Consider the following 14,693-nt stretch of genomic DNA (forward strand, 5'->3'; position numbering starts at 1 on the left):
TCAGCCGAGCTCGATCCAGCCGTCCTGGTACCACGTGTACAGCGCTTCCAGCACGTCGTCCGACGCCTGGTCGAGCAGACTGCCTGCCAGGGCCCGCTCGTTGGCGAGCACGTCCAGCACGACCTTGTCCGCGCGCCCGACGGCGAACGATTCGCCGTTGATGAATACGTGCTTGCCGCGGTAGAGCATCAACGTCTTGGGCGACAGTTTCAGCCCCTTTTTCGCAGCCTGTTCCATGAAGCGGCCCACCGTCAGCGGCTTCGGGACCGGCGTGAAGAACACGTTGTGCTTCGGCTCGGACAGGTATTCGCCCATGAAGATCGTGACGTCTTCCTCGTCCCAGCGCACCTTGTTCAGTTCTTCGGTGACGGTGGCCAGCATGTCGCGCGGGATCTCGGCCGGGTTCTTCGCGGACTGCAGGCCCGGGTCGGCATAGCGGCCCGGCAGGTCGATGGAGTCGGCCATGAACTGCAGGAAGGCTTCGCCCAGTTCCTGGAACGACGGCGAGCGGAAGCCGATCGAATACGTCATGCATTCGCCCTCGGCGACGCCGTCGTGCGCGTAGTGCGGCGGCAGGTACAGCATGTCGCCCGGTTCCAGCACGAACTCTTCTTCCGGCTCGAAGTTGGCGAGGATCTTCAGCGGCAGGCCCTCGACCAGCGTCAGGTCCTGCTGCGCGCCGATGCGCCAGCGGCGCTTGCCCTGCGCCTGCAGCAGGAACACGTCGTAGGAGTCGAAATGCGGGCCGACGCCGCCGCCGTCCGTCGCATAGCTGACCATCAGGTCGTCCAGGCGCGCGTCCGGCACGAAACGGAACTGGCGCAGCAGGGCATCGGCCTTCGGGTCGTGCAGGTTCACGCCCTGCACGAGCATGGTCCATTCGCGCTGGGTTTTGGGCGGCAGTTCGGCCAGCGGGCCGTGCTGCATGTCCCAAGTGCCGTCGGTGAGTGTCACGAGGCGCGATTCGACGTGGTTCAGCCTGGCCAGCTCGGCCAGCTTGTCCACCTTGACCAGCGGTTTGAAGTTGGGGATGGCCTGGCGGATGAGCAGGGGTTTCTTGTGCCAGTAATCGCGGAGGAACTGGGCGGGCGTGATATTGCCGAGGAGCTGTAATTTTTGCATGTGCCATTATAACCAGCGCCGGCCGGAGCAAAGCGGTGGTAGGGTTATAATCGCAGCCTTACCCACGAAAGGAAGTGCAATGAAGATTGCCCAGAACACGGTTGTGTCGGTCAACTATAAACTGTCCGACGCCCAGAACAACCTGATCGAAGACGGCGCCCAGCCGATGGTCTACCTGCACGGTGGCTACGAGAACACGCTGCCGAAGATCGAAGAAGAGCTGGACGGCAAGGACGTGGGTTACACGTCGACCATCCAGATCGAGCCGGAAGACGCGTTCGGCGACTACGATCCGAACCTGGTGAAGGTCGAGGAGCGCAACCGCCTGCCGGAACCGATCGAAGTCGGCATGCAGTTCGAAGGCATGGCCGAGGGCAGCGACGAAGAGCCGGTCATCTTCACCGTCACCGAAGTGGCCGACGACAAGGTCGTGCTGGACGGCAATCACCCGCTGGCCGGCATGGCCCTGCGCTTCGACCTGTCCGTGATCGACGTGCGTGCCGCCACGCCGGAAGAGATCGCGCACGGCCACGTGCACGGCGCCCACGGCCATGACCACGGTCACGGCGAGATCGACGACAGCGAAGAGGGCGACCACTTCCGTAGCCAGCCGCTGCAGTAAAACGCACTCTTGACTCGTCGTTCCCGCGAAGGCGGGAACCCAAGTTCTGTCGGCGTCGTGATGACGCGTGCAAATTGGATCCCCGCCTGCGCGGGGATGACGTTGTTTTGCTTCTCGACAGTCTTACTTCGCCGTCTCGACCTTGCGGGGATCGACCCTGAACAGGGTCTTCGTCTCCGGATTCACCACCACCTCCAATGCATCCGCACCGGCCGCCAGATGGCCGACATTGCCGCGCCATTCGATGACGGGTCTTGCACGCACGCGCGTGCCGTCGACGAGCAGCACCTTGCCCCGGAATTTCTGCGCCAGCGACAGGATCAGGCGGCGCGGCTCCGCGAAGCCGTCGTTGTCCGGCACGGCGCCGCGCAGCAGCGCGCGCAGGCCCGTCGGCTGCGACAACGCCTTCACGTCGCCTTCGGAAAACAGCACGATCGCTTCCAGCTTGTCGCGCCTGGCGATGGCGAACAGCCGGTGCAGCCAGAAGCGGTTCGCGACGAGCCGGTCCTCGTACTCGCTGTTGCGGCCCGCTTCGTTCAGGTAGTGGTTGTTATTGGCCGGCATGTTGACGGTTGCGTACAGCACCTTGCCGACCGACCAGTGCGCATTCTCCGCATAGCTGCGAAAGCGCGGGCTCATCGACAGGCGCGTCAGCGGCAGCTTGCGCGCGCCCAGCGTGGACGGCTCGCCGTAGAACAGTTCGCGGATGCGGTTCATGCGCTCGATCGCATTCGTGCGGCCGGCGCTGTTACGGCATTCCGTCCAGTCGCTGCCGGCCGGCAGCACGATGACGGGCCGGCGCGCATCGTCGATCAGCTCGCGCCGCTTCTGGTACAGCTTGTCCGTGCACGGCTCGTTCGCACCCTTGATGCCCGTAACGACCATGAAGGCGACGTCATTGTCGTCATTGTCGGCGAGCGCCTGCTTGAGGCGTTTTTCGCCGCCATCGGTAAAACCATGGCCGATGATGGCGAAACGGTGCGCGTCATCGTCGCGGGCGTCCGCGCGCGCGCCGCCCGCGAGCGCGCAGGCGAGGACGAACAGGAGAAGCGAGCGGCGTCGCGGCATCGTCAGGCCGAGGCCAGGCGCTTGAGCTCGTACAAGCGTTCGAGCGCTTCGCGCGGGGTCAGGGCATCGGGATCGATGGCGTCCAGCAGCGTCAGCGCCGGCGACTCGGCCGCCGCCTGCACCGGAGCCGGTGCGGGCGCGGCTTCGGCGTCGCCTTCGTCGCACGGCGCCGGCGCGAACAGGTCGAGCTGCGGCGTCGCATCGAGCGCCTGCGCTTCCAGCCGCGCCAGGTGCTTGCGCGCGGCGCGGATCACGCTGGGCGGCACGCCCGCCAGCTGTGCGACCTGCAGCCCGTAGCTCTGCGACGCCGGGCCGTCCTGCACGGCATGCAGGAACACGATGCTGTCCTTGTGCTCGACGGCCGACAGGTGCACGTTGGCCGCGCTCGGATGCTGTTCCGGCAGCTGCGTCAGTTCGAAGTAGTGCGTGGCGAACAGCGTAAAACTGCGGCTCGTCTCGATCAGGTGGCGCGCGATGGCCCACGCGAGCGCGAGACCGTCGAACGTCGACGTGCCGCGGCCCACCTCATCCATCAGCACGAGCGAGTGCTCGGTCGCGCCGTTCAGGATCGTGGCCGATTCCGTCATCTCCACCATGAACGTCGAGCGGCCATTGGCCAGGTCGTCGGACGCGCCGATGCGCGTGAAGATGCGGTCGATGGGACCGATCGTCGCGCTCGTCGCCGGCACGTAGCTGCCGACATAGGCCAGCAGCGTGATCAGCGCGACCTGGCGCATGAACGTCGATTTACCGCCCATGTTCGGGCCCGTGATCAGGAGCAGGCGGCGGTCGTCGGACAGCTTGCAGTCGTTCGCGATGAAGCGCTCGATCTGGTTCTCGACGACCGGATGGCGGCCTTCGACGATGGTGAGGCACGGCTCCTCGACCAGCTGCGGCATGCACCAGTTGTTGCGCGCGGCGTGGGCGGCGAGGGCGGTGATCGTATCGAGCTGCGCGATGCCGGACGCGATGCGCTGCAGGCACACGATGTGCGGCGCGAGGTCGGCCAGCAGCAGCTCGTACAGCAGCTTTTCGCGCGCCAGCGCGCGGTCCTGCGCGGACAACGCCTTATCCTCGAACGCCTTCAGTTCGGGCGTGATGTAGCGTTCGCAGTTCTTCAGCGTCTGGCGGCGGCGGTAATCGTCCGGCACCTTGTCGGCCTGGCCGTTCGTGACCTCGATGTAGAAGCCGTGCACGCGGTTGTACTCGACGCGCAGGTTGGCGATGCCGGTGCGTGCGCGCTCGCGCGCTTCCAGGTCGACGAGGAACTGGCCCGCGTTTTCCGACAGCGCGCGCAGCTCGTCCAGCTCCGCGTCGAAGCCGCGCGCGAACACGCCGCCGTCGCGCACCATGGCGGCCGGCTCCGTGGCGATGGCTCGTTGCAAGAGGTCCGCGCACGCCTCGGGCACGGCGATGGCGTCGTGGATGTCGCGCAGCAGGCACGAGTCGCCGGGGATGAAGCAGCGCGCCACCTGCTCGCGCAGCGCGGGCAGCTGGGTCAAGCCGTCGCGCAGGCTCGCGAGGTCGCGCGGCCGCGCCGTCAGCAGCGCGATGCGCGTCGTGATGCGTTCGATGTCGGGCACGTGCGCGAGCGTCGCGGCCAGGTCGTGCATGGCCTCGCGCTGGGCCAGCGCCTCGATCGCCTCGTGGCGCGAGCGGGCCACGCGCTGGTCGCGCTTCGCGTGGTGCAGCCAGTGGCGCAGCAGGCGCGAGCCCATCGCCGTGCGGCAGCCGTCCAGAAGAGAAAACAGCGTGGGCGACTCGTGGCCGCGGATGGTCTCCGTCAGCTCCAGGTTGCGGCGCGTGGACGCATCGAGGCCGATGAATTCGCTATCCGATTCGACCGCGAGACTCTTCACGTGCTGCAGGCCGCGGCCCTGCGTGGCCTGGGCATAGCGCAGCAGCGCGCCGGCCGCGCCGAACGCGGCGCCGAGACCGTCCGCGCCGAAGCCGGACAAGGTGGCGACACCCAATTGGTCGAGCAGCGCCTTGTGGCCGTGCACGACGTCGAAATGCCATTCCGGCACGCGTGCCGTGTGGCCGACCGGGCTCTCTTCGAACAGGTCGGCGCCGCCGTCGGCGCGCAGTACCTCGGCCGGCGCGATGCGTTCCAGTTCCTGCACGAGGCGCACGGCGGCCGCACGGGCGTCGCCCGCGAATTCCATCAGCCGGAGGCCCCCGCTCGCGAGCGACATCCACGCGAGACCCGTCGTGACCACCTTGCGGTTCGTGACCGTGCAGACGGCGAGCAGCGGGCGCTCGGCCTTCTCGGGCAGCAGGTCGGCATCGGTCAGCGTCCCCGGCGTGACGACGCGCACGACCTTGCGCTCGACCGGACCTTTGCTCAGCGCCGGATCGCCGATCTGTTCGCAGATGGCGCACGACTCGCCCAGCTTGACGAGCTTGGCGAGGTACGGGTCGAGCGAGTGGAAGGGCACGCCGGCCATCTTGATCGGATTCCCGCCCGAGCTGCCGCGCGCCGTCAGCGTGATGCCCAGGATGCGCGCGGCCTTCTCGGCGTCCTCGAAGAACAGCTCGTAGAAGTCGCCCATTCGGTAGAAGACGAGCATCGTGGGGTAGTCGGCCTTGATGCTCAGGTACTGCTGCATCATTGGGGTGTGCTTTTCGGTCGCGAGGCGTTTGGCCGCGTCGGCGTTGATTTCGCGTGGAACGTTCATGTGGTCAAGATCGGGGACAGCGGGGCAAGAGGGTGCCAGGACCGCCATTTTACCGCGTCAGCGTGACCTGGGGAGGGCTCGCTGCGGCACGCGCCAAGTCAAGGCCGTCACCGCGTTAGTTTGACCTGGAATAATTTACATCGATGAAATTTGCCGGCTGTCTCGCGTCATGGTTGAACGCCTGCGCGATCCTAATGTATTCATTCATCACCGCGATTTCGATCGGGGTACGCTTTTTGATGAACTCATGCGCGTTTGGATTCTCCAGAATGCCAATCAACAAGTAGGTTTCCCTTTTCGTGAAACCATTGATATTGCACGCATAAACAAGCGCTTTATTGCTTGTTTTTCGCGATGGAGGACGCCGTTTGAAGTCGATGTTCCATTGGGGATACAACGGATCGTCCTCCGGCGGCACCATATGGGCATGTCGCAACGTGTCGGGAGGACTGGCTGGCGGGACGTAGAAACCGTCCTTGCCGAAAATATAGCTTTCGTGTTCGCCCGCTGGACCGAGTTTTTTCCACTCGAAAAAATCCGTCAACAGTTGGTTGATCTCGTGAAACGATAAGGCGCCAGTAAGGAGAGTCGAAATTTTTACCGAAACTTTAAGAGTCAAAGAAACCCCTATTCTTGCTCGAACGGCTTGCCGAACAAGGCGCGGTATTGCTCCTCTGGGGTCAGCTTTTTATTTCGGTAGATGGACTTATAGACGTCCAGCGTTTCTGGTGCGCCACCCGCGGCGATGGTACCCTGCTTGCGACGATACTTTTCCAACGCTGCGTTGGAAACCTTTGAGCCTACGGTCAACCTGGCGAACGCAGAGCGCAAAAATTCGAGACTTGTTTGAGCGTGAGTATAAATGATCATGACATGCTCCTTTGCTCCAAGTGTATCACGCTCGATGCGGGGCCGGACAGCGACTGTTCGGCCACGGCCGCACGCCGATGACAGGAAACAAGGCAGCACATGTGCGGCTCGGTCATGAAATCGAACCGCGCCGTCGCTTGCCCTGCACCGCCAACACCCTGAGCGCCGTCTCGATCCGCACCCGCCGATACTCCATCGCCCGCGCCGCCGCATGCACCCCCCGCGCCCGCAACGCATCCTGCACACTCTCGGCCGTCCAGCGGTCGCTCCGCCGTTCGCCGAGCATTTTCTTCAGCAAGCCCTGGTCGTCGATCCATCGGTAAGTCATGACGTCCTCCTCGTGGTTGAGGACATCAGTTTCGCGTAAATTGCCAAGCGGAAACTTACCGAGCATCAAGTTCAGGACAGCCTCGCATGATTGAGGATGAGCCACGCCACCGTGATGACGACCATGCCGGTAAAGGTCACGCACGACCAGGTGAAGAACCACGCCGACACGATCCCGGCCTGCAGGACTTTTTCGAACAGCACGCCGAGCGCGAAATCGAAGGCGGTCAGGAACGACCAGCGCCGCAGGTAGACGGGCAGGTAGCGGCTCATCTTGCGGTTGTGCTGGTGCGCGGCGTGCCGTTCGATGCGGTCGCGCGCGGCGCTGACGTCGCGGAACAGCCAGTCGAAGAACAGGAAGCGGTACAGGAGGCGCCGGAAGGGCATTTCCGGGGCCGGGTCGTTGTCTGCAACGGGGTGGGATTGCTTGTCGATCGTCATGGTTGCACCGCTCGCTCGAATTCTCATTCATGGTATGCCAGATGCCGCGCCTGGCCACGTTCGTTGCCTAACGTAGCGTGCGCGGTGCCTGACGTTTCTGAGCAGCACCAATAAAAAGCAAAACGGGCGCACGCGGCGCCCGTTTCGGAACAACGGCCAGAGGGCGTCAGCCTTCCTTGACCCGCTTGGCGATGTGCGCCAGCGCCTCGTCCACCTGGTCGATCAGGATCAGCGACAGGTCGCCCGGCTGCAGGCGTTCGAGCGCCTTGTCGATGGCGACGAACTCGCCCTTGATCTCGTCGATGTGCGTCGTCCGGGGCGCGCCGGCGAGGCCCTCGCGCAGCAGGCCGACGACTTCGCCCTCAAGGCGGCCGCGCTGGCACTGGTCTTCGTACAGCAGCACGTCGTCGAACGCTTTACCCAGGATGCGGGTCTGGTCGCGGATGTCCTCGTCGCGGCGGTCGCCCGCGCCCGAGATCACCACCGAGCGGCGCTTGGCCGGCATCGATTCGACGGCGTTCACGAGGGCCTGGATCGCGTCCGGGTTGTGGCCGTAGTCGGCGATGACCGTCGCGCCGCGGTAGTCGAACACGTTGAAGCGGCCGGGCGCGTTGTCGCTCTCGCCGACGAACGTCTTGAGACCCACGCGGATCGCATCCCACGAGATGCCGACGGCCCACGCGGCGGCCACGGACGCCATCACGTTCTCGACCTGGAAGCCGATCACGCCGCCGCGGGTGATGGGCACCTCGGCCAGCGGCACGCGTTCTTCGTTCTTGCCTTGCGCCGCGACGAGGTGGCCCTTGTCGACGTAGACGATGCGGCGGCCCTGCGCGCGGTGCTTCTGCATGACGGGCAGCGAGCAGTCCGCGGCGAAATAAGTGATGTCGCCCTTCGTGTTCTCGGCCATGCCCGCGACGATCGGGTCGGCCGCGTTCAGCACGGCCATGCCGTTCGGCGCGACGTTCTGCACGATCACGCGCTTCAGCACCGCGAGGTCTTCCAGCGTGGTGATGTAGTTCAGGCCCAGGTGGTCGCCCGAGCCGATGTTGGTGACGACGCCGACCTGGCAGCGGTCGTACGCGAGACCCTCGCGCAGGATGCCGCCGCGCGCGGTCTCGAACACGGCCGCGTCGACGTCCGGGTGCAGCAGCACGTTGCGCGCGCTGCGCGGGCCGCTGCAGTCGCCGCTGTCGATGCGGCGGCCCTGGATGTACACGCCGTCCGTGTTCGTCATGCCGGTGCGCAGGCCGGAGCTTGCGAGCAGGTGCGCGATCAGGCGCACGGTCGTCGTCTTGCCGTTCGTGCCCGTCACGGCGACGACCGGGATGCGGCCGTCGTCGCCCGGCGCGTACAACGTGTCCATGATGGCTTCGCCGACGGCGCGGCCCTTGCCGAACGACGGCGAGATGTGCATGCGCAGGCCCGGCGCGGCGTTCACTTCGACGATGCCGCCGCCCTGGTCCTCGATGGGTTTCAGCACGCTGTCGCACACGAGGTCGACGCCGCAGATGTCCAGGCCGACCATGTGCGCGGCCGCGATGGCGCGCGCCGCCACTTCCGGATGCACGTCGTCCGTGACGTCGGTGGCCGCGCCGCCCGTCGACAGGTTCGCGTTGTTGCGCAGGGTGACGCGCCGGCCCTTCGGCGGGACCGATTCCGCGTCATAGCCCTGCTTCGCCAGCGAGGCGAGGGCGATGTCGTCGAAGCGGATCTTCGTGAGCGACGTCGCGTGGCCGTCGCCGCGGCGCGGATCCTTGTTGACGATGTCGACGAGCTGGCGCACGGTGTGCACGCCATCGCCCACGACGTGCGGCGGGTCGCGGCGCGCGGCGGCGACGAGCTTGTTGCCCACGACGAGCAGGCGGTAGTCGTGGCCCGGCAGGTATTTTTCGACCATGATCTCGTCGCGGAACTCGGACGCGGCGGCAAAGCCCGCGTCCAGCTGCTCGCGCGTGGTGACGTTCACGGTCACGCCCTTGCCCTGGTTGCCGTCCTTCGGCTTGATCACGACTGGCAGGCCGATTTCCTGGGCGGCGGCCCAGGCGTCGTCCGGATCGCTCACGCTGCGGCCCAGCGGGACGGGCACGCCGGCCGCGTTCAGCAGGGTCTTGGTCAGTTCCTTGTCCTGCGCGATGGATTCCGCGATGGCGCCGGTGGCGTCGATCTCGGCGGCCTGGATGCGGCGCTGGCGGCTGCCCCAGCCGAATTGCACGAGGCTGCCCTCGGTGAGGCGGCGGAACGGGATGCCGCGCGCGACGGCGGCGTGTACGATCGAACCCGTCGACGGGCCGAGGCGCACGTCCTCGTCCAGGTCGCGCAGCTGCTTCAGCGCGCCTTCGAGGTCGAACGGCTGGTCGTTGCGGGCCGCGGCGCACAGCTGCCCGGCCAGTTCCATTGCGAGGCGTCCGACGTCTTCTTCGCTGTACTCGACGACGACCTGGTAGATGCCGCGCTCCAGCGTGGCGGTCGTGCGGCTGAACGTGACGGGGCAGCCGGCCTGCGCCTGCAGGGCCAGCGCGGCGACTTCCAGCACCTGGGCCAGCGGGATCGTGTCGTCATGGCCGGTCGGCTGCAGCGGCCAGATTTCCGGGAACAGGGCGCGCAGGCGCGTCTCGAAGCCGGGCAGGGCGCCGATCGATTCCTCTTCCGGCGCGCAGGCGACGATCGCCTCGATCGACGTGTGGTGGCTCCAGAGGTTGGGACCGCGCAGGGCGCGTACGCGTGATACTTCCATAAGTCTTTCCTTTAGGGTCTTGCGGTATCGGCCCGGTCATGCCAGGCTCGCCATTAGGCCTTTTTCTTTTTGCCGGCCGGGTCGAACGTGCGCAGGCCGGCGCAGATCAGGTCCGTCGGCACGTCCAGCGCCCAGCCGGCCAGCGCGGCCGCGAGCAGGGCATTCGGCTGCGCCGCGGTGGCGGGCTTCACTTTGTCGATACCCAGCAGCGGCATTTCCTCGCTGCCCTGGGCCAGGACGATGTGGTGGTTGCGCACGAATGCGACGCGGCCGCCGCCCGCGCGGTGCGCGGCCAGGGTGGCGTTGGCTTCGTCCTGCGCGTAGAACAGCACGGCGCCGTCGGACAGTTCGGCCAGCGCGGCCACGCGTTCATCGGCCGCGTTCAGCACGGCCGCGCCATCGGACAGCACGACGTCGACCTGGCTGCGCACCACGTTGTAGAGCGCATCGTCGTCGCGCACGTACAGGTCGGCCACGTCGGCCACGCTGCCCATGTCGGTCACGATGCCGACGAGGCAGCGGTCGTACGGCAGGCCCTCGGTCAGGATCGTGCGCGCGTTCGATTCGAACACGGCGGCCTGCACGGTGCGGTTGATCAGCAGGCGCTGGCCGGCGTCGAAGCGGGTGCCGTCCTGCGCCGTGACCTGGCGGCCGTCGAGGAACAGGCCCTCGCGGTTGGCCACGCCCACGTGCTTGCCGGCCAGGTTCAGCACGGTACCGACGAGGCGCGCGGCGAGTGCCGCGTCCGTGGTGCCCGTGACGCCCACGAGCGGGATGCGGCCCGTCTCGCCCTCGGCGAACAGGTGTTCCACGATTGCCTTGCCCACGTTGCGCGGCTCGCCCTTGGCGGGCTTGATGTGCGCGAGCAGGCCCGGGCTGGAATTGACTTCGATGATGGCGCCGCGCTGTTCTTCCAGCGGGCGCGAGATGTCTTCGCACACGAGGTCGATGCCGGCGATGTCCAGGCCGACGACGCGCGCGGCCAGCGCGGCCACATACGCGACTTCCGGGTGGACCTCGTCCGTGACGTCGTCGGCCACGTTGCCGTTCAACTGGATCAGCACTTTCTGGCCGGCCTGCGGGACCGAAGCCGGCGTGAGGCCCTGGCGTTGCAGGTCCAGCTTGACCTCGTCGCTTTCGGCCGGCACGACGGGGCTGAGCGGGAATTCTTCGGAATTGCCGCGGCGCGGATCGATGTTGATCTGGCTGTCGCACAGCTGCGTGACGGTGGAGGTGCCGTCGCCGACGACCCACAGCGATTCGCCCTTGGCGGCGGCGACGACTTTCGAGCCGACGACGAGCAGGCGGTGTTCGTTGCCGGGAATGAAGCGCTCGACGAGGACGGCGCTGGAATCGCCTTCTTCGGACGCGATGGCGTAGGCGGCATGCACGTCCGCTTCCGACATCAGGTTCAGCGACACGCCGCGGCCATGGTTGCCGTCGACGGGTTTGATGGCGACCGGCAGGCCGATGTCCTGCGCTTCTTCCCACGCGGCTGCCGCGCTGCGCACGACCGACCCTTCCGGCACCGGTACGCCGCAGGACGCGAGCAGGGTCTTGGTCAGGTCCTTGTCGCTGGCGATGGATTCGCCGATGGCGCTCGTGCGGTCCGTCTCGGCCGTCCAGATGCGGCGCTGCGCGCTGCCGTGGCCCAGTTGCACGAGGTTGCCTTCGGTCAGGCGGATGGACGGAATGCGGCGGTCGGTGGCGGCGTCGACGATGTGGCCGGTCGAGGGGCCCAGGCAGTAGCGGTCGACCAGTTCCGTCAGCTCATCGACCTTGGCCTGCAGGTCGAACGGGGTGTCGTTGATGGCGGACGTCAGGAGCGCGTGACCGGCTTGCAGGGCGGCACGGCCGACGGTTTCGTCGCGCGTGCGGAATGCCATTTTATAAATGCCGCGGTCGGCGGTGGAGCGGGTTTTACCGAAACCGGTCTTCATGCCGGCCAGGTTCTGCAATTCGAGGACGATGTGTTCGAGGATGTGACCGGACCACGTGCCGTCGCGCAGGCGCTCCAGGAAGCCGCCCCGTTCGCCGACGCCGCAGCGGTGTTCGATCAGGCCCGGCAGCCAGGCGGTGAGGCGTTCATACAGGCCGGGGAGTTTATTCGAAGGACATTCTTCGAGTTCGCCGATGTCGAGCCACGTTTCGATGACAGGGCGGTAGGTCCAGATGTTCGGTCCACGCAGGTGGTTTACACGAAGAATTGCAATGTCTTTCTTATTTGTCATGAAAATATCCAGCCACGCGACGACCGCTCTCTCATCGCGTGGCATTGCCTAAGTTTGCACATCGATGGCCAAAGACGCTGCCGGATCGCGGCCCCGTCTTCCTCTCTTTCCATAATGCACATGTTGTATACTTGCCGGAACGAAGCTTACCGTGCCGAACCGATTTCTGCCACTCTGGCCCCTCCGATAGAATACCGTACACGCCGAAGCGCCGCGTTTCGGAAGGTGCGCGTGTCAACGGCAACACCGCCCTTAACGTTCCATCGTACAGATCAGAACCAAAACTCGCCTTTGCCGGCGGCATCACATGACAACTCAACAACTTATTCCCTCCGGTCCGCAGGCGTTGACCGCCGGTTTCCTGCCTGAGCACTGGCAGGCGGACGTCGCGAAGAAGCTTGCGCCAGGGGAAAACGTTTTAAACAGCGTCGAGGTTGACCTCGATGCGAAATTACGTTTCACCAAAGGTATTCTTGTCGTCACGAATTATCGCCTGCTGACCCGCGCACCCGGCGACACGATATGGCGCGACTGGCCGTATCGTGCCGGTTTGACAATGCGCCACCACGACCATGCGGGCGTCGGCCACCTCGAACTCGTCGACCAGAACGGCCTGCTGGCGGCCTGGCGCTTTACCTTGGGCCAGAATCTGCAAGCCATCCGCGTCGTGGACCAGTTCCAGAACCAGGTCGAAAGCCACGTCAGCGGCGTCGCCGTGCAACCGCCCGAGCAACATACTTGCCCGAGTTGCAAGGCACCGCTCGAACCGGACCAGGAAGACTGCCCGATCTGTACCAAGGTGCTGCATACGCCGCCGTCGACCTGGACCCTGTTCCGCCTGTGGCGTTTCGCCCGGCCTTACAAGGGGCAGTTGCTCCTCGGATTCTTGCTCATGTTGGCAAGTACCGGCGCACACATGATTCCGCCGTATCTGACGATGCCGCTGATGGACAACGTGCTGATCCCGTACCAGAACGGCAAGCACATCGACACGCACCTCGTCTACATGTACATGGGCGGCCTGTTCGCATCGAGCATGCTGGCTTGGGCGCTGGGCTGGGGCCGCACCTACATCCTCGCCCTCGTGTCCGAGCGGATGGGCGCCGACATGCGTTCCGAAACCTATGAACACCTGCTGAGATTGTCGCTGGAATTCTTCGGCGGCAAGCGCACGGGGGACCTCATGTCGCGCATCGGCAGCGGCTCGGACCGCATCTGCGTGTTCCTGTCGCTGCACCTGCTGGACTTCCTGTCCGACGTCCTCATGATCATCATGACGGGCGTGATCCTGTTCAGCATCAATGCCAAGCTCGCCCTGATCACGCTCGTGCCGCTGCCGTTCATCGCGTGGATGATCCACGTCGTCCGCGACAAGCTGCGTACCGGCTTCGAAAAGATCGACCGCGTATGGGGCGAGGTCACGAACGTGCTGGCCGACACCATCCCCGGCATCCGCGTCGTGAAGGCGTTCGCGCAGGAGCATCGCGAGGCGTCGCGTTTCCGCGATGCCAATAAACACAACCTGGCCGTCAACGACAAATTGAACAAGGTGTGGTCGCTGTTCTCGCCGACCGTGTCGCTGCTGACGGAACTGGGCCTGCTCATCATCTGGTGCTTCGGCATCTGGCAGGTGAGCCAGCAGGAGATCACCGTCGGCGTGCTGTCGGCGTTCATCGCGTACAGCGGCCGCTTCTACGTCCGCCTCGATTCGATGAGCCGCATCGTGTCCGTCACGCAGAAATCCGCGTCGGCCGCGAAGCGCATCTTCGACATCCTCGACCACGTGTCGAGCGTTCCCGAGCCCGTCAATCCGGTGAAACTGGACAAGGTCGAGGGCAACATCGCGCTGCGCGAAGTGGGCTTCCGCTACGGCAACCGCGCCGTCAACCGCGGCATCTCGCTGAACATCAAGGCCGGCGAGATGGTGGGCCTCGTGGGTCACTCCGGCTCGGGCAAGAGCACCCTGGTCAACCTGATCTGCCGCTTCTACGACGTGGCGGAAGGCGCGATCCTGCTGGACGGCCGCGACATCCGCAGCTTCGCCGTCGCGGACTACCGCCGCCACATCGGCCTCGTGCTGCAGGAGCCATTCCTGTTCTTCGGCACCATCGCGGACAACATCGCCTACGGCAAGCCGGATGCGACGCGCGAAGAGATCATCGCCGCCGCCCGCGCCGCGCACGCCCACGAATTCATCCTGCGCCTGCCGCAGGGGTATGACTCGATGGTCGGGGAGCGGGGGCAGGGCCTGTCCGGCGGCGAGCGCCAGCGCATCTCGATCGCCCGCGCATTGCTGATCGACCCGCCGATCCTGATCATGGACGAAGCGACGTCCTCGGTCGACTCGGAAACGGAAAAGGAAATCCAGAAGGCGCTGGACAATCTGGTGCAGGGTCGCACGACGATCGCGATCGCGCACCGCCTGTCCACCTTGCACCGCGCCGACCGCCTCGTCGTGCTGGACCGCGGCCAGGTGGTGGAAGAAGGCAACCACGACGAACTGATGGCCCGCGAAGGCGCGTATTACCGCCTGTACGAAGCGCAGGCGCGCAACGTGGACCAGGATCCGGACGACGACGGCAGCAAGGACGACTGAA

The 14,693-nt window shown here is 65.6% G+C and carries 11 protein-coding genes; 2 read left to right on the forward strand and 9 right to left on the reverse strand.

Going from position 1 to position 14,693, the window contains the following annotated elements:
- Positions 1-1,122: a JmjC domain-containing protein gene (locus ACL58G_RS12000; RefSeq protein WP_440967078.1), complete on the reverse strand. Its 1,122-nt coding sequence runs from the start codon at positions 1,120-1,122 to the stop codon at positions 1-3.
- Positions 1,123-1,201: 79 nt separating this feature from the next.
- On the opposite strand from ACL58G_RS12000, the gene ACL58G_RS12005 reads away from it, so the two are divergent.
- Positions 1,202-1,744, forward strand: coding sequence for an FKBP-type peptidyl-prolyl cis-trans isomerase (locus tag ACL58G_RS12005; protein ID WP_413337984.1), 543 nt, complete (start codon positions 1,202-1,204; stop codon positions 1,742-1,744).
- Positions 1,745-1,867: 123 nt separating this feature from the next.
- On the opposite strand, the gene ACL58G_RS12010 is transcribed toward ACL58G_RS12005, so the two are convergent.
- The 8 genes from ACL58G_RS12010 to ACL58G_RS12045 form a co-directional block, all read right to left on the reverse strand.
- A complete protein-coding gene (locus ACL58G_RS12010; RefSeq protein WP_440967080.1) occupies positions 1,868-2,812 on the reverse strand; it encodes a hypothetical protein in 945 nt (314 codons plus the stop codon).
- A 2-nt stretch (positions 2,813-2,814) separates the two neighbouring features.
- Positions 2,815-5,490 carry a DNA mismatch repair protein MutS gene (gene mutS, locus ACL58G_RS12015; protein ID WP_440967082.1) on the reverse strand — a complete coding sequence of 892 codons (2,676 nt, stop codon included), beginning with the start codon at positions 5,488-5,490 and terminating at the stop codon, positions 2,815-2,817.
- 115 nt (positions 5,491-5,605) lie between these two features.
- On the reverse strand, positions 5,606-6,034 hold the full coding sequence (locus ACL58G_RS12020) for a type II toxin-antitoxin system YafO family toxin (RefSeq protein WP_440967084.1): 429 nt from the start codon (positions 6,032-6,034) through the stop codon (positions 5,606-5,608).
- 83 nt (positions 6,035-6,117) lie between these two features.
- Positions 6,118-6,360, reverse strand: coding sequence for a hypothetical protein (locus ACL58G_RS12025; protein WP_413383747.1), 243 nt, complete (start codon positions 6,358-6,360; stop codon positions 6,118-6,120).
- Between the two features lie 112 nt (positions 6,361-6,472).
- Positions 6,473-6,688 (reverse strand): hypothetical protein, encoded by a 216-nt coding sequence (locus ACL58G_RS12030; protein ID WP_440967086.1) that lies wholly within the window; start codon positions 6,686-6,688, stop codon positions 6,473-6,475.
- A gap of 71 nt (positions 6,689-6,759) precedes the next feature.
- Positions 6,760-7,128, reverse strand: a complete 369-nt coding sequence (locus ACL58G_RS12035) for a hypothetical protein (protein WP_440967088.1) — start codon at positions 7,126-7,128, stop codon at positions 6,760-6,762.
- A 166-nt stretch (positions 7,129-7,294) separates the two neighbouring features.
- Positions 7,295-9,865: a cyanophycin synthetase gene (gene cphA / locus ACL58G_RS12040; RefSeq protein WP_440967089.1), complete on the reverse strand. Its 2,571-nt coding sequence runs from the start codon at positions 9,863-9,865 to the stop codon at positions 7,295-7,297.
- A gap of 53 nt (positions 9,866-9,918) precedes the next feature.
- Entirely contained in the window at positions 9,919-12,096 is a 2,178-nt protein-coding gene (locus tag ACL58G_RS12045) for a cyanophycin synthetase (RefSeq protein ID WP_440967090.1), read from the reverse strand.
- Positions 12,097-12,403: 307 nt separating this feature from the next.
- Here ACL58G_RS12045 and ACL58G_RS12050 point away from each other — a divergent pair, with 307 nt between their 5' ends.
- The gene (locus tag ACL58G_RS12050) at positions 12,404-14,692 is read left to right on the forward strand and encodes a cyanophycin metabolism-associated ABC transporter (protein ID WP_440967092.1); all 2,289 of its coding nucleotides are present in this window, start codon (positions 12,404-12,406) and stop codon (positions 14,690-14,692) included.
- Position 14,693: the final 1 nt, after the last annotated feature.

The organism is Massilia sp. GER05, assembly GCF_052056005.1.
Classification (GTDB): domain Bacteria; phylum Pseudomonadota; class Gammaproteobacteria; order Burkholderiales; family Burkholderiaceae_D; genus Telluria; species Telluria orientalis.